The following is a 14936-nucleotide window of genomic DNA, read 5'->3' on the forward strand; positions in this document are numbered from 1 at the left end:
GTCCGCATGCCCCGCCTGGCCATCGGCCTCGAGTACGACGGCACGCCGTTCTGCGGCTGGCAGCGCCAGCAGCATGCGCGCTCCATCCAGGCGGAAGTGGAGGCTGCGCTCTCCCGTGTCGCCGACGCGCCGATCGCCGTGGCCGCCGCGGGACGCACCGATGCCGGGGTCCATGCGCTCGGGCAGGTGGCCCATTTCGACACCGATGCGCTGCGCGGGGAGCGCGCCTGGCTGCTCGGCGCCAACAGCCTGCTGCCGCCGGAGATCGCCGTCGGCTGGGTGCGGCAGGTCAGCGGCGGATTCGACGCCCGCTACTCGGCCCTTGCCCGCACCTATCATTACCTGATCCTCGACCAGCCTGCGCGCCCGGCATTGCGCCACAACCGCGTCATGTGGGTGCGCTCGGTGCTGGACGTGGCGGCCATGCGGGCAGCCACGCCCGCGCTGCTTGGCGAGCACGATTTCAGCGCCTTTCGCGCTGCCGGATGCCAGGCGCGCTCGCCCATGCGTGAGCTGCAGAAGCTCGAGGTGCGGCGTGAGGGGTCGCTGGTGGTGGTGGAGTGCCGCGCCAATGCCTTCCTGCACCACATGGTGCGCAACATCGTCGGTTCCCTGTTGCGCATCGGCCGTGGCCTGGCAGCGCCGGAATGGCTCGCCGGGGTGCTGGCGGGCCGCGACCGGCGTGCCGCCGGCATGACAGCCGCAGCCGCGGGCCTCTACCTGAGCCAGGTTCATTACCCGGACGAACTGGAAGTGCCCAGGCCCGCCGCCTTTCGCCCCGGTGATCTGTGAACGCCAGTTGATTATCATGCACGCCACATGACCTGGTTCGAAAAACTGATGCCCTCGCGGATCAAGACGGAACGCAAGACGCGTTCCGTCCCCGAAGGCATCTGGATCAAGTGCCCCGAGTGCGGGGCCCAGCTCTACCGGGCCGAACTCGAGCGCAACCTCTACGTCTGCCCGAAGTGCGATCACCACATGCGGCTGTCGGCGCGCAGCCGGCTGGAGGTCTTTCTCGACGCCGATTCCGGCCGCGAGATCGCCGAGCGCCTCCTGCCGCAGGACCCGCTGAAGTTCCGCGACAGCAAGCGCTACCGGGACCGCCTCGCCCAGGCGCAGAAGGAAACCGGGGAGAACGACGCGCTGGTGGCGATGACCGGGCTGCTCAAGGGCCAGCCGGTGGTGGCCAGTGCCTTCGAGTTCCGCTTCATGGGCGGCTCGATGGGCTCGGTGGTGGGCGAGAAGTTCGCCCGCGCCGCCACCTACAGCCGCGACAACAAGATGCCGTTCATCAATTTTTCCGCAAGCGGCGGGGCGCGCATGCAGGAGGCGCTGTTCTCGCTCATGCAGATGGCCAAGACCAGCGCCGCGCTGGCAGCCCTGTCGGCGGCGCACATCCCGTTCATCTCTGTGCTGACCGATCCCACCACCGGCGGCGTGTCGGCCAGCCTCGGCATGCTGGGCGACATCAACATTGCCGAGCCCAGGGCGCTGATCGGCTTTGCCGGCCCGCGCGTCATCCAGCAGACCGTGCGTGAGACGCTTCCCGAGGGATTCCAGCGCAGCGAGTTCCTGCTGGAGCACGGCGCCATCGACATGATCGTCGACCGCCGGCGGATGCGCGAGGAGATCGCCGCGCTGCTGGCCAAGCTGATGAAGCGCCCGCCCCCCGAGGGCTGAGCGCGTGCCTCCCGGACGGCGTTCCCTGCAGGAGTGGCTCCACTGGCAGGAGTCGCTGCATCCACGCTGGATGGATCTCGACCTCGGCCGGGTGCGCGAGGTCCACGGCAGGCTCGCGGTGCCGCGTCCGGCCGGGCCGGTGTTCACCGTGGCCGGCACCAATGGCAAGGGGTCGACGGTGGCGCTGCTGGAGGCCTTCCTGCGCTCGGCCGGCCGGCGCACCGGCGTCTACACCTCGCCGCACCTCATCACCTACAACGAGCGCATCCGGGTGGATGGCGCCGACGTGGCCGACGACAGCCTGCTGGCCGCGTTCGGGCGCATCGAGGCGGTTCGGGACGAGGTGCCGCTCACGTTCTTCGAGTTCGGCACCCTGGCGGCGCTGCTGGTGTTTGCGGACGCCGCCTGCGACTGCTGGGTCCTCGAAGTGGGCATGGGCGGGCGGCTCGACGCCGTGAACATCGTCGAGCCCGACTATGCACTGATCACCACCGTGGGTCTCGACCACCAGGAGTTCCTCGGCGATACGGTGGAGGAGATCGCGGCCGAGAAGGCCGGCATCCTGCGGCGGGGCTGTGTCGCGCTGTACGGCGACGAGCCGGTCCCGGCAGCGGTCCGGGAAGCGGCCTTGCGGCTCGGCCTCCGGCTGCGCAGCCCCGGCGCCGGTTTCAGCCTGGCGGCCACCAGGCCCCTTTGGTCCTGGAGAGGCGAACGCCAGCTGCTGGAAGGACTGCAATACCCGCCGGGGGGCACGATCGCGCAGTTGCGCAACATCAGCCTGGTGCTGGCCGCCCTCGAGCAGCATGACGCCAGGCTCATTGCCGGGGCAGCGGCCGTCAACGCCATCATCGCCACCGCCCGCCCGCCGGGACGGTTCCAGCTGCTGCGGCGCGAGCACGAGTGGGTGCTGGACGTGGCGCACAACCCGCAGGCGGTGGCGACGCTGCGCGAGCAGCTGGCGACGTTGCCGCAGGCGGCGCATACCACCGTGGTGATCGGCCTGCTCGGCGACAAGAGCCTGGAAGCCTTCGTCGCCTCGCTTGGGGACCTGGCCAGCCGTTGGGTGACCTGCAGCGTCGACGATCCGCGCGCCCGCGATGGCGCCAGCATCGCTGCAAGGTTGCGCGACCTCGCTGTCGTCGACGTCGTCGCCGCAGGCACCGTCATCGATGCACTGGAGCAGGCGCGTGCCCTGGCACCTGCCGGTGGCCGCATTGTCGTCTGTGGTTCCTTCCGCGTGGTCGGCCCCGCGCTCCGGTGGCTTGGCATATACTGACGGCCGGCCTGGGGGGCGCGTTTTCATGGAGCGAAAACTGCAGGAGCGGATGATCGGTGCAACCGTCCTGGTGATTGCCCTCGTCATTATCGGCCCGCTGGTGCTCGATGGCGGACCGCAGCGCGAACTGGACACGGACGCCATTCCCGGCCAGCGCAGCGACGAGCTTCACACCCACACGTTCGACTTGCGCGCACCGGATGCCACTGCGGCAGCGGCCGTGACGGCCACGCCCGCGCCGGCCCTTGCACCCGCCGCGGGCCCGGCCCCGGCAGCCGCGCCGCCCGTGCAAGCCGGCCCTGCCGAGCCCGCCGGGACGCCGACGGAAGCGCCGGTCGTGGAGCCGCCGCCCCCGGTCGTGAAGCCGCCGCCCACGAAGGTCGCGGCTGCGGAGCCCCCGGTAGCCGCTGCCGCGGCTCCATCGGCCCCGCGCCCGGAGGCCGGCGGCACCTGGCTGGTCCAGGTCGGCACGTTCAGCCAGAAGCGCAACGCGGACAAGCTGGTGGCAACGCTCAAGGCCCGGGGCTTTGCCGCATCACTCAGCACCTCGGCCAGCGGCGGCCGCACGCTCCACCGGGTCCGCGTGGGGCCTGCAGGCAGCCGTGAGTCAGCCACTGCCCTGGCGGGACGTCTTGCCGCGGCAGGCCACCCCGGGCAGCCCGTGGCGCAATGAGGAATACGGGAAGATGACGACCCTGGACTACGCCTTGATCCTCATCGTCGCCGGATCGGCGGCGGTAGGGCTCTTCCGCGGCCTGTTCCGCGAAGCGATGTCGCTGGCGACCTGGATCGCGGCCGTGTGGGCGGCGGGACGGTATTCGGACTGGCTGGTGCCCTACATGGCCCGCTGGATCGAGAGCCCGGTGCTGGATCTCTGGGCCGCACGACTGGTGGTGCTCATTGGCGTGCTGCTGCTGGGGGGCATCCTCACCTGGCTGGTATCCATGGCGCTGCACGCCGGCCGGCTTGGCGGCCCCGACCGCGCGGCCGGCATGGCCTTTGGCGTCGCGCGCGGCGTGCTGCTGGCGGGAGTGGTGCTGGTGGTGCTGCGCGTGGCCGGACTGGACCGCGAACCTTGGTGGCAGGGGTCGAAACTGGTACCGTATGCGGCGCCCGTGGCCGACGCCCTGCGAGAGGTGGCGGAACACGGCCTCGACAGGCCGGGATCGCTGTCGACCCCGCAGCCGGGGGACCGGCTACCCGGCCGGATCGGTACCTAGGAGCGCTTCAGCGTGTGTGGCATCGTCGGCATCGTGGCGCAGCGGCCGGTCAACCAGGCGCTGTATGACGCGCTGACGGTGCTCCAGCACCGCGGCCAGGATGCCGCCGGCATCAGTACCGAACACGAAGGCACGCTCTACAGCCGCAAGGCGCTCGGCCTCGTGCGCGACGTGTTCCAGGAACGCCACATGCTGCGCCTCAAGGGCAACATGGGCATCGGCCATACGCGCTACCCGACTGCCGGCTGCTCGAGTTCCTCGGAAGCCCAGCCGTTCTACGTGAATTCGCCCTACGGCATCTGCCTCGCCCACAACGGCAACCTCACCAACGCAACCGAGCTCAAGGAACTGCTGGTGAACAACGACCGGCGTCACCTGAACACCGGCTCGGACACCGAGGCACTCCTCAACGTCTTCGCCGACGAGCTGCAGCGGCAGAACGGCGCGACGCTCACGCCGCAGGCGGTGTTCGCCGCGGTGGCCGGCGTGCACCGGCGCTGCCGCGGCGGCTATGCCGTGGTGGCCATGATCCTCGGCCACGGCATCGTCGCCTTCCGCGACCCGAACGGCATCCGTCCAGTGTGCCTCGGCCAGAGGAACGGCGAGGAGGGCATCGAGTACATGGTGGCCTCCGAGAGCGTGGCCATGGACGCGCTGGACTTCCGCCTCGTGGGTGACATTACCCCGGGCGAGGCGGTGTACATCGAGGCCGACGGACGGCTGCACCGCCACCAGTGCGGCGGCCCGCGCAGCTACACCCCCTGCATCTTCGAGTTCGTCTACTTTGCTCGTCCCGATTCCATCATCGACCGCATCTCCGTCTACAAGTCCCGGTTGCGCATGGGCGAGCGCCTGGCGGAGAAGATCCTGCGCGAGCGGCCGCAGCACGATATCGACGTGGTCATTCCCATCCCGGACTCCAGCCGTACCAGTGCGCTCGAGGTGGCCCACCGCCTCGGCGTGAAGTACCGGGAGGGATTCATCAAGAACCGCTACATCGGCCGCACCTTCATCATGCCCGGCCAGGCGCTGCGCCGGCAGTCGGTGCGCCGCAAGCTCAACGCCATCGACCTCGAGTTCCGCGACAAGAACGTGCTGCTGGTCGACGATTCCATCGTGCGCGGCACGACCTCGCGGCAGATCATCGAGATGGCGCGGGAAGCCGGTGCGCGCCGCGTGTACTTCGCCTCGGCATCGCCCCCGGTGCGTTATCCCAACGTCTACGGCATCGACATGCCGGTGACCCGCGAGCTGGTGGCCGCCGGTCGTTCGGAGGAGGAGGTGGCGCGCTTCATCGGCGCCGACTGGCTGATCTACCAGGACCTCGATGACCTGGTGCGTGCGGTGCGTTACGACAACGGCGACATCGCCGAATTCGATACCTCCTGCTTCTCGGGGCGCTACGTGACCGGTGACGTCAGCCCGGCCTACCTGGCGCGGCTCGAGGCCGAGCGCTGTGACGATGCCCGGACCTCGCGCGAGCAGGCCATCGACGACGGCCATGACGACGATGCCGCCGGAGTCGACGAGTTCCCGTCACGTCCGCGCGCCGGTGTGGCCTGAAACCGCCTGATGCGCAGCCTCGCCTGCGGTAGCCGCTGAGCCAGCCATGGCTGCGCCGCGCATCTTCATCATCGATGACCATGCCGATTTCCGGCGGCTGCTGGGGCATCACATTTCAGCGCGCTGGCCGGCTGCGGAGCTGCAGTACTACGACCCGGTGATCTCCGGCCGGCTGCCGCTGGCGTTCTCCGGCGCCGGCAGTGATGTCGTGCTGCTCGGCCATCCGGCGGCTCACGGCGATGCCCTGGACTGGCTGCGCCAGCTGCGTCGTGTGCCGCGTTTTCCACCGGTGATCTTTCTCGGCAACGGCGATGAGCGGCAGATCGTCGCCGCCATCAAGGCCGGCGCCGAGGACTACATCGCCAAGGCGACGCTGAGCCACTCGCGGCTGGTGGAGGCGCTGGAGGGAGTACTGCCGGGCGGCAAGGGCCACGAGGCGGGCAGGACGCGCCTGCCGGCAGCGGCGCCGGGGACGGTGCCGGGCTTGCCCGGCTACGAGCTGGTCCGCAGCCTGAGCGAGGGCGACATCTCCTCGGTCTATCTCGGGAGGGAACGCGCCGGAGGCCGCACTGCCGTGCTCAAGGTGTTGCGCCAGGTGCCGGACGCCGGTACCGACAAGCACTTCGACCGCTTCCTGCAGGAGTACGAGCTCATCGCGCGCATCGACCATCCCAACGTCGTGCGCATCTTCGACCTCGGGGTGGCCGACGACCATGCCTACATCGCCATGGAGTACTGCAGCCGCGGCAGCCTCAAGCGGCGCATCACCGCGGGCATGAGCAGCGAGCAGGCCTTCGCCTGGATGCGGGTCATCGCCGGCGCGCTCGCGGCGCTGCACGCCGTGGGCATCTACCACCGGGACCTGAAGCCCACGAACGTCATGTTCCGCGAGGATGACAGTCTGGTGCTGATCGACTTCGGGCTCGCCAAGCAGGCCCAGTTCAAGGCGGGCATCACCGGCACCGGTGCGATTTTCGGCACGCCGTACTACATGAGTCCCGAACAGGGCAATGGCAGCATCGTCGACCAGCGCAGCGACATCTACAGCCTTGGCGTGGTGTTCTACGAGATGCTGACCGGAACCAAGCCGTTCGACGGGGAGGTGGCGATGGCGGTCATCATCCAGCACCGCGAGGCGCCGGTGCCCCGCCTGCCAGGTACCCTGGCCCGCTTCCAGCCCGCCATCGACCGCATGCTGGCCAAGCAGCCCGATGACCGCTTCCAGTCCGCCGAGGAGATCCTTGCCTGGCGTCCCGCCAACCTGGCCGTGGCTTCAGCCGAAGGCGCGTGAGTGCAGCTCGGGGCCTGTCGCCGACCAGGCGAGCACGCTGCCCTGTTCGTACCAGTCCCCCAGCACCGCCCTGGTCGCCGGCTTGCCATCGATCTCCAACCGGTGGATGGCAGGCCGGTGCGTGTGGCCGTGCACCAGGGTGCGGACTCCAGCCTGGCGCATGGCATCGGCAACGGTCGCTGCATTGACATCCATGAACGCTGCCGGCCGGCCGATGGCATGACGCCGGCTGCGCCGCCGGCCCTCGGCCCCGGCGGCGCGTCGCCATGACCGCGGCAGGGAAAGGAACAGCCGCTGCAGCCAGGGATTGCTGATGCGCTTGCGGTAGCGCTGGTACGAGTGGTCATCGGTGCACAGCAGGTCGCCGTGCATCAGCAGCACAGGCTCGCCGCCGACCTCTTGCACGCAGGGATCAGGCAGCAGGCGCGCCCCGGTCATGGCGGCGAAACGCGGCCCGAGGAGGAAGTCGCGGTTGCCGCGCATCACGCTGCAGGCGTTGCCGGCACGCGTGTAGGCAGCGAGCGCGCCGGTCACCTCGCGCGCCAGCGGCCGGTCGTCGTCGTCGCCGATCCAGAATTCGAAGAGGTCGCCGAGGATGTAGAGGTGACTGGCGTCACGGGCATCGCCTGCGAGGAAGTCGCGGAAGGCGGCCGTGGCACGCGGCCTCCCGGCGTCGAGGTGAAGGTCCGAGACGAACAGGGCGCCGGTCACGGCTCCGGGTCCGGGAGTACCACCACCTTGCGGATGACGACCGGCTTTACGGGTACATCGGCCAGGTCGTTGCGCACGCTGGTGGCGCGGTGGCCGATGTCATCGACCACCTCCATGCCCTCGGTCACCTCGCCGAAGACCGCATAGCCCCAGCGGGTGGGCTTGGGGTCCAGTGTCACGTTGTCCGCCAGGTTGAAGTAGAACTGGGCATCGGCGGAGTGGGGGTCGGCACTGCGTGCCATGGCGATCGTGCCGCGGTGGTTCGACAGCCCGTTGCCGGATTCATTGGCGATGGACGGGCGTGCCGGCTTCAGCGTCAGGTCCTCCTGGTAGCCGCCGCCCTGGATGATGAAGCCGGTGACGACGCGGTGGAAGATCGTGCCGGTGTAGAAGCCGTCGGTGGCGTACTGCAGGAAGTTCTTCACGGAGAGTGGCGCGCGTTCGGGCTCGAGCTGCACGACGATGTTGCCGGCGCTGGTCTCGATGCGCACCCGCGGCGGCGCGGCCAGCACGGTGCCACCGAGCATTGCCAGGGCCAGGGCCAACCAGGCGCGCGGGCGGCAACGGCAGGGGCGCATCAGGCTACTCCGGCGCGGCTGCCCGGGGCCACGTCGAGCAGGCTGGTGCCGGCGATGGCGGCGCTCAGCGTGTTCTGCAGCAGGGTTGCCACGGTCATTGGTCCGACGCCCCCCGGCACCGGCGTGATCCAGGAGGCGCGTTCGCTGGCGGAAGCGAAATCAACGTCACCGGCGAGCTTGCCATCGGGCAGGCGCGTGATGCCGATGTCCAGCACCACCGCGCCGGGCCTGATCCACTCCCCGGGAATCAGCCGTGGCTTGCCGACGGCCACGGCCAGGATGTCGGCGCTCCCCACGCAGGCAGGCAGGTCGCGCGTGAAGCGGTGGGCAACGGTGGTGGTGGCTCCGGCCAGCAGGAACTCCAGCGCCAACGGGCGACCGACATGGTTTGAGGCGCCGACGACCACGGCATGCTGACCCTTCGGCTCCACGCCGATCCGCCGCAGCAGGGTCATGACGCCGAATGGCGTGCACGGGCGCAGCATCGGGATGCGCTGGGCGAGCCGGCCGACGGTATACGGGTGGAAGCCATCGACATCCTTGACCGGATCGATGTGCTCGATGACCGCCGGCTCGTTGATGTGGGCGGGCAGAGGAAACTGTACCAGGATGCCGTCGATGGCCGGGTCGTCGTTCAGCCTGGCGATGAGGGCGAGGAGCTCCGCCTCGCTGGTACTGGCCGGCAGATCGTAGTCCCGGGCGGCGATGCCGACTTCCTCGCAGGCGGTGCGCTTGTTGCGCACGTAGATGTGCGAGGCCGGATCGTTGCCCACCAGGATCACCGCCAGGCCGGGAGCCCTGTGGCCCGCGGCGCAGCGTGCCTCGATGCGCGCGCGGATCTCCGTACGGATCTCCCGGGAAATCGCGCGTCCATCGATGAGTCGGGCGGGCATGGCGCGGGCCTGGGCTTCCTGCTGCCGGAAGGTTGGATTGGGCGCACACCATACCAGACGCGGCCGGCGCCACAAGGCGATGCCGGGAAAGCGCCGTGGATTTGACGGAGCCGGGATGCCTCCTTATGATCCTGCCCGCCCGAGGGCGGGGCCGCTATAATGGGCCGGCACGAGGTCCGGTGAGCCGGCGAATCGGGGCATGGCGCAGTCTGGTAGCGCATCTGCTTTGGGAGCAGAGGGTCGGCGGTTCGAATCCGTCTGCCCCGACCACTTTCCCGGCTGGCAGCGCCCGCGGCGGGCGCATTCCCGGGACGCGGCTGGAGCAGGGCGCCTGTAGCTCAACGGATAGAGCACCGGCCTTCTAAGCCGGGGGTTGCAGGTTCGATTCCTGCCAGGCGCGCCATTTGCAGCGCGCGGGCGGGAATGTTGGCGATGGTGGACGTAGCTCAGTTGGTAGAGCCCCGGATTGTGATTCCGGCCGTCGTGGGTTCGAGTCCCATCGTCCACCCCAGTTCGGCGAGAATGGCCGCTGCAATGGCGGCATCGACACAGGCAAGCGTGGGTCGTTAGCTCAATTGGTAGAGCAGCGGACTCTTAATCCGTTGGTTGTAGGTTCGATTCCTACACGACCCACCAGTTTCGCGTGGAGACATGCTGCCCAGAGGGTGGCACCATGCCTCCCTGCCCTTCAACGGTCCGCTGACATGGCAAAGCGCTTCAGGGTCGGCGATCACGTGTCCTGGAACTCCGAGGCCGGGCGTGTGCGTGGCCGGATCATCAAGGTCCACGTTCGCGACGTGGTCTTCAAGGGCTATACGCACCACGCCAGCACGGACGAGCCGCAGTACGAGATCCGGAGCGACCAGACCGACCACGTCGCCATGCACAAGGGGCGGGTCCTGCGGAAATTGCGCAGCCGAGTCGACTAGAGTTCCATGGCCTGCACCAGGCGGCGCAGTTCCACCACCAGTGACTTCTCGAACCACGGGTTCTGCGCCAGCCATGGCTGGTTGCGCGGGGACGGATGCGCCAGCGGCAGGTAACCCAGCGGCAGATATTCTTTCCAGGCCCGGACCGTCCTGCCCAGCGTGGCCTTGCGCCGTGGCCCGAGGTAATACGCCTGCGCGTACTGCCCGATCAGCAGGGTCAGGGCGATGTCGGGCAAGTGGGCATCCAGCCTGCCATGCCAGCGCGGGGCGCATTCCGGCCTCGGCGGACTGTCGCCGGATGCGGCCTTGCCCGGATAGCAGAAGCCCATCGGCACGATGGCGATCTTGCGCGGGTCGTAGAACTGCTCGCGTGTCAGCCCGAGCCAGTCGCGCAGCCGGTCACCGGAGGCGTCGTTCCACGGAATGCCGGTCTCGTGCACCTTGCGGCCGGGTGCCTGGCCGACAATGCGCAGGCGCGCATGGCGATGCGCCTGCAGCACGGGGCGCGGGCCGTGGGGCAGGGCTGACGCGCAATGCGTGCATCGGCGGATGCGGGCCAGCAGCTGTGGCAGCGTCTCCGGCATCGCCGCTTACAGCAGGCTGGCTTGCTGCGGCGGGTAGGAGATCGCCGTGCCGTCGACGCGTGCAAAAGGCGTCAGCCGGTGTTCACGGCAGCTGCCGGCCGGGAGTATCTCGATGACCGGGATGCCATGCACGCAGAGCGCATCGGCCACCAGCGAGCGATGGCAGCGCCAGGGAACGGCTTCCGCGCACATGATCGCCACCCGGCGCTCGCGGCTTGCATCGATCAGCGAGCCCAGTGCCTGCTGGAACGATGCCGTCTGCATGTAGTCGGCGTAGCCACGGAAGCTCTTGTTCCGCCAGCCGGTATTGGCCGAGTCCCTGCGGGCGTGCCGGAGCCCGCCCAGGGCCGGCATCGGCAGGTAGTCGATGGCCTCCGCCCGCAGGCTCGCCGCAAGGGCATCGCTGTTGAACTGCGGGTTGTGCCGCGAGCGCGGCACCGTGCGGATATCGGCCAGGCATGCGATGCCATAGGACCGCAGCAGGTCGATGAACTGCCCGATCGGCAGCGTCGAGTGCCCGACCGTGAATATGGTGCCTGCGCGCCACGGCCCGTGCTGCGGTGCAGGCTGCCTGCTCATCGTCCTGGCCGCGGTGGATGATGGTTTCGCATCGATAGCATCATACCTGATCGGGGTGTGCCGGGCTCCGCAGGCCTGGTACTGCGCTGGTGGTCTGCAGCACGCTGCAGTTGCGTCGCCGCTGGACGTGGTGTGCTTCTCGACGCGTGGTATGTTGCCAGGGATACTGGCCACCAGGGAGGATGCGCCATGAACAAGGGATCAGCGGCCGGACCTGGAGACAGGCTGCTGCCGGGTGCCTTGTCGCGATGGGAATGGGAGGGAGGCAGCCTGGCTCCGGAACCGGAGCGCTACACCCGGCCGACGTCCGCGGATCTCGCCGGGGCCGGTGCCCGGCAGGACGGAGTTGAGAACGTCAGCAACCGCCCCGGCGCCGCCGGGCGCCGGGGCAGGACGGGTTGAGCGTGGGGCTGGGTATCAGCGCACCGGCAGGCTAGGGCTTGCCGATGCCGACGTCGTTGGGCCGGCGGTTATCGACGATGGCGCCGATCATCCAGCGATCATCCTTGCGCACCATCAGGTACACCTCGACGAACGCATCGGTCTTCTTCTCTGCCTTGTCGGCCCGCTCGGTCACGGTGGTGACTTTCGTCCAGACGGTGGCGATGTCGCCTTCGGCCCGGGTATCGAGGATTTCGGCCTTCCGGCTGTAGACCTTGGTGGCGGAGATCAGCACCGAGCCGACCATCATCCAGTGGGTGCGAAGTTCGGTGGTCAGGCTCTCGGATTGCTCGCCGCCGGTTCCGGGATGGGCGGGCCGCAGGCTGAACTGAACACTGCCAGGGGCGAAATACGCTGTCGCCTTCTCGAGGTCGCGCCCGGTCACGGCGGCATTGAATGCGGTGACGACTGCGGCCGCATCCGCGGCATCCTTGCCGCCGGTGGCGGACCATGCGGCAGGCGAGAACAGTACGGTGGCGAGGGCGGCCGTGGTGGCCAGACGGATCCATGGGAACATCAGGTCTCTCCGTTGTGGGTTGTGCGCTTCAGGTCCCGGCTCTTTGCCGGCGGACGGTATCGATGAATGCCTCATCCACGAGGACTACCCCGTGCTGGTGAGCTGCGGCGATGATCCGCTCCAGCACTGTCTGCAGGAAAGGGCGGGGGACATCGGTGAGACGGCGGCACGCGGCATCGCTGAATCGTACCGTCTCGTCGAGCCGGTTGGCGAGGTAAATTACCGCCCGCAGTTCGTTGCCCGGCACCGCGGGGGCGGCGATGCGAAACGGCTTGCCGTGCTCGGCAAACCAGAATTCCCCTCGCGCACGAAAGCCGTAGAAGATCGGCAGGTTGGGGAAATTCCGGCCCTCTTCGACGCCGGCGCGGAATTCCGGCTTGAGCAGTATGTTGTCGATCCGCAGCACGAACTTGCCCGTTCCGGGATCGCCAGGCGCCGGCGGCCCCATCTCGACCTGCATCGTGTCGTCCCAGGTGCACTCGAACACCTGCACGGCCTCGGCAATGATCTGCGGGAACTCCCGATCGTCCTGGCCCGCGGCCTGCGGCGACGGTCTCAGCCTGAACGGGTTGGCCTTGCGCTTCGCCTCGGGCGACTGGCCTGGGTAGCCGAGCTGCGTGACACTGCGCAACAGGCCTGCGTCGAACTCGATGTAGTTCAATGCACAGCGCCTGCTGCGACGGATGTTGGCGGCGGTGGCACTGCCCGGGCGGCTGATCAGCAGCATGGCGTAGGGTTCGGTGACGTTGAACGGGAAGCAGAGGGCGTGGGGGCCTATGCCGGTCTCACCGCCTTCATCCACGGATGTGACCAGCGCAAAGGACATCGGCAGGAAGGCGCAGCTCTGGTAGAAATTGTCGCGGGCTCCGAGGCGCACGAAGTCCGCGGGCTGCTCGTTGTCGTCGCTGTTCATGCGGCCTCCTGCTGCAGAGCGCGTTCAATAGCACACCGGCCGGTGTCGGCGACTGATCTGGGTCAGGCGGACAGGAAGGGCGCAACGCACTGGCAGGTCACATCTAGAAAAGCATCTTAAGTGATTGTCAGGTAATGAGTTAATATCTGCCGTATCGAGGACATGGGCGATCAGCGCCCGGCCGGGTCAGCCGCGGAGCGGGCGAGTCCCTGTGCGGCATCCGAAGTGGGCGCGGGAACTGCACCGCATCCCGGAGGCGCCAGGGCTCTTCGCTATAATGGCAGCTGCCGCCGGATGGCGCGGCCGACGCGCGAAAGTGGCGGAACTGGTAGACGCGCAGGATTTAGGTTCCTGTGGGGCAACCCGTGAGAGTTCGAGTCTCTCCTTTCGCACCACGCGAGCAGTCGGCCCCGTTTCCCGCGTGACGCAAACTAGCTGAAGAGGAACGAACTTTGACGGACGTGCAGGTTTCATTGGAGACGGGAGCGGGACTGGAACGGCGACTGCGGATCCGGGTGCCGGCATCCCGCGTGGAGCAGGAACTGGACGCGCGGTTCAGGTCAGCCGCCCGGACCGTGCGGCTCAAGGGCTTCCGCCCCGGCAAGGTTCCGGACGGCGTGGTGCGGCAGCGCTTCGGGCCGCAGATCCGCCAGGAAGTCATCCAGGACATGGTCCAGTCCAGCTATTCCGAGGCCATCGCCCGCGAGAAGCTGCGGCCAGCGGGCAGCCCGCGCATCGAGAGCGAGCCCGAGGTACCCGGTGAGGGCATCGCCTACACCGCCATCTTCGAGGTCTACCCGGAGTTCAGCGTCGCCGGAGTCGACAGCATGGTTGTCGAGAGGGCCGAGGTCACCGTCACCGAGGCCGACATCGATCAGACCATCGAGCGGCTGCGGCGGCAGCGGGGCCAGTGGCAGCCGGCAGGCCGGGCAGCCGCAGCCGGGGATCGCGTAGTCGTGGATTTCTCCGGCACGCTCAGGGGTGAACCGGTGGAGGGTGGCAAGGCCGAACGCTTCGCCGTCGTGATCGGTGAAGGCCGCATGCTGGCCGGGTTCGAATCCGGTCTCATCGGCACCACCGAGGGGACCGACAAGACCTTCGACGTGGCATTCCCCGACGACTACTACGAGGAAAAGCTGCGGGGCCAGACGGTGACCTTCCAGGTGCACGTCCACGAGGTGACGGCGCTGGAGTTGCCGGCGGTGGATGCGGATTTCTTCCGCCAGTTCGATGTTGCCAGCGGCGACCTGGCCGAATTCCGCAGGCTGGTTCGCGAGAACCTGGAGCGGGAAGCGCTGGCCAAGGTACAGGCGGAGATGCGCCGCCAGCTCATCGAGCAGCTGTTGGCGGCCAATCCGGTGGATGTGCCTGCGGTCATGGTGTCCCGCGAAGCGGCCAGCCTGCAGTCCGAGGCTGCGCGCAGCGTTGGCGCGGCTCAGGGCCAGGCGGGCGGTGCCTACGACGAGGTGGCACGACGGCGGGTTCGCGTCGGCCTGATCCTCAGTGAGCTGGTCAGGGAGCAGTCCATCGTCGCCGACCCGGTGCGGATCGAGCAGAAACTGGACGATCTATGCCGCAGCTACGACCAGCCCGCCGAGGTGCGCAGGCTCTACCAGCAGAATCCCGACCTGATGGCCCAGGTCGAGAATTCGGTGATCGAGGAGCAGGTCATGGCCTGGCTCATGGACAAGGCCAGGATCACCACCCGGAGCGTCGCTTTCGGGCAGCTGATGGGCGTATAGAAAGGAACACATGAAC

General features: G+C 68.4%; 17 protein-coding genes and 5 tRNA genes. 15 read left to right on the plus strand and 7 right to left on the minus strand.

Annotation, left to right across the window (positions count from 1 at the left end; translation table 11 throughout):
- Nucleotides 1-6: 6 nt before the first annotated feature.
- Genes truA through HRU81_03440 form a run of 7 tightly spaced genes read left to right on the plus strand, consistent with a single transcriptional unit; the run spans nt 7 to nt 7033 of the window.
- Nucleotides 7-792 (plus strand): tRNA pseudouridine(38-40) synthase TruA, encoded by a 786-nt coding sequence (gene truA, locus HRU81_03410; protein QOJ31228.1) that lies wholly within the window; start codon nt 7-9, stop codon nt 790-792.
- Between the two features lie 27 nt (nt 793-819).
- Complete coding sequence (locus HRU81_03415) at nt 820-1683, plus strand: acetyl-CoA carboxylase carboxyltransferase subunit beta (GenBank protein QOJ31229.1); 864 nt, start codon at nt 820-822, stop codon at nt 1681-1683.
- Nucleotides 1684-1687: 4 nt separating this feature from the next.
- On the plus strand, nt 1688-2959 hold the full coding sequence (locus HRU81_03420) for a bifunctional folylpolyglutamate synthase/dihydrofolate synthase (protein QOJ31230.1): 1272 nt from the start codon (nt 1688-1690) through the stop codon (nt 2957-2959).
- A 25-nt stretch (nt 2960-2984) separates the two neighbouring features.
- Nucleotides 2985-3632, plus strand: coding sequence for an SPOR domain-containing protein (locus HRU81_03425; GenBank protein ID QOJ31231.1), 648 nt, complete (start codon nt 2985-2987; stop codon nt 3630-3632).
- A 13-nt stretch (nt 3633-3645) separates the two neighbouring features.
- Nucleotides 3646-4179, plus strand: coding sequence for a CvpA family protein (locus HRU81_03430; GenBank protein QOJ31232.1), 534 nt, complete (start codon nt 3646-3648; stop codon nt 4177-4179).
- 12 nt (nt 4180-4191) lie between these two features.
- On the plus strand, nt 4192-5742 hold the full coding sequence (purF, locus tag HRU81_03435; protein QOJ31233.1) for an amidophosphoribosyltransferase: 1551 nt from the start codon (nt 4192-4194) through the stop codon (nt 5740-5742).
- A 46-nt stretch (nt 5743-5788) separates the two neighbouring features.
- Nucleotides 5789-7033: a protein kinase gene (locus tag HRU81_03440; protein ID QOJ31234.1), complete on the plus strand. Its 1245-nt coding sequence runs from the start codon at nt 5789-5791 to the stop codon at nt 7031-7033.
- On the opposite strand, the gene HRU81_03445 is transcribed toward HRU81_03440, so the two are convergent.
- Genes HRU81_03445 through folD form a run of 3 tightly spaced genes read right to left on the minus strand, consistent with a single transcriptional unit; the run spans nt 7016 to nt 9215 of the window.
- Nucleotides 7016-7744, minus strand: coding sequence for a UDP-2,3-diacylglucosamine diphosphatase (locus tag HRU81_03445; protein ID QOJ31235.1), 729 nt, complete (start codon nt 7742-7744; stop codon nt 7016-7018). The genes HRU81_03440 and HRU81_03445 overlap by 18 nt on opposite strands.
- Complete coding sequence (locus HRU81_03450; protein QOJ31236.1) at nt 7741-8322, minus strand: peptidyl-prolyl cis-trans isomerase; 582 nt, start codon at nt 8320-8322, stop codon at nt 7741-7743. The genes HRU81_03445 and HRU81_03450 overlap by 4 nt, the downstream gene beginning before the upstream one ends.
- Nucleotides 8322-9215, minus strand: coding sequence for a bifunctional methylenetetrahydrofolate dehydrogenase/methenyltetrahydrofolate cyclohydrolase FolD (gene folD, locus HRU81_03455; GenBank protein ID QOJ31237.1), 894 nt, complete (start codon nt 9213-9215; stop codon nt 8322-8324). Before folD ends, HRU81_03450 begins: the two co-directional genes overlap by 1 nt.
- A 193-nt stretch (nt 9216-9408) precedes the next feature.
- Here folD and HRU81_03460 point away from each other — a divergent pair.
- The 5 genes from HRU81_03460 to HRU81_03480 all read left to right on the plus strand — a co-directional run bounded on the left by HRU81_03460 (nt 9409) and on the right by HRU81_03480 (nt 10144).
- Nucleotides 9409-9485, plus strand: a tRNA-Pro gene (locus HRU81_03460).
- A gap of 57 nt (nt 9486-9542) precedes the next feature.
- Nucleotides 9543-9618 (plus strand) — tRNA-Arg (locus HRU81_03465).
- 32 nt (nt 9619-9650) lie between these two features.
- Nucleotides 9651-9726: transfer RNA gene (locus tag HRU81_03470), tRNA-His, on the plus strand.
- A 49-nt stretch (nt 9727-9775) separates the two neighbouring features.
- Nucleotides 9776-9851, plus strand: a tRNA-Lys gene (locus HRU81_03475).
- Between the two features lie 68 nt (nt 9852-9919).
- A complete protein-coding gene (locus HRU81_03480; protein ID QOJ31238.1) occupies nt 9920-10144 on the plus strand; it encodes a DUF2945 domain-containing protein in 225 nt (74 codons plus the stop codon).
- Here the strand turns inward: HRU81_03480 and HRU81_03485 are convergent.
- Nucleotides 10141-10728, minus strand: coding sequence for a uracil-DNA glycosylase family protein (locus HRU81_03485; GenBank protein ID QOJ31239.1), 588 nt, complete (start codon nt 10726-10728; stop codon nt 10141-10143). The two genes, HRU81_03480 and HRU81_03485, sit on opposite strands and share 4 nt — an antisense overlap.
- A 6-nt stretch (nt 10729-10734) precedes the next feature.
- Nucleotides 10735-11307 carry a DUF488 domain-containing protein gene (locus tag HRU81_03490; protein QOJ31240.1) on the minus strand — a complete coding sequence of 191 codons (573 nt, stop codon included), beginning with the start codon at nt 11305-11307 and terminating at the stop codon, nt 10735-10737.
- Nucleotides 11308-11496: 189 nt separating this feature from the next.
- Between HRU81_03490 and HRU81_03495 the strand changes: the two genes are divergently transcribed.
- Nucleotides 11497-11709, plus strand: a complete 213-nt coding sequence (locus tag HRU81_03495; protein QOJ31241.1) for a hypothetical protein — start codon at nt 11497-11499, stop codon at nt 11707-11709.
- Between the two features lie 31 nt (nt 11710-11740).
- Here the strand turns inward: HRU81_03495 and HRU81_03500 are convergent, their stop codons facing one another.
- A complete protein-coding gene (locus HRU81_03500; GenBank protein QOJ31242.1) occupies nt 11741-12265 on the minus strand; it encodes a hypothetical protein in 525 nt (174 codons plus the stop codon).
- A 28-nt stretch (nt 12266-12293) separates the two neighbouring features.
- A complete protein-coding gene (locus HRU81_03505) occupies nt 12294-13178 on the minus strand; it encodes a hypothetical protein (protein ID QOJ31243.1) in 885 nt (294 codons plus the stop codon).
- A 310-nt stretch (nt 13179-13488) separates the two neighbouring features.
- Here HRU81_03505 and HRU81_03510 point away from each other — a divergent pair.
- Nucleotides 13489-13573: transfer RNA gene (locus HRU81_03510), tRNA-Leu, on the plus strand.
- Nucleotides 13574-13639: 66 nt separating this feature from the next.
- The gene (locus tag HRU81_03515) at nt 13640-14920 is read left to right on the plus strand and encodes a trigger factor (protein QOJ31244.1); all 1281 of its coding nucleotides are present in this window, start codon (nt 13640-13642) and stop codon (nt 14918-14920) included.
- Nucleotides 14921-14936 lie beyond the last annotated feature (16 nt).

The sequence above is a fragment of the Gammaproteobacteria bacterium genome (assembly GCA_015709695.1).
Lineage (GTDB): Bacteria > Pseudomonadota > Gammaproteobacteria > Steroidobacterales.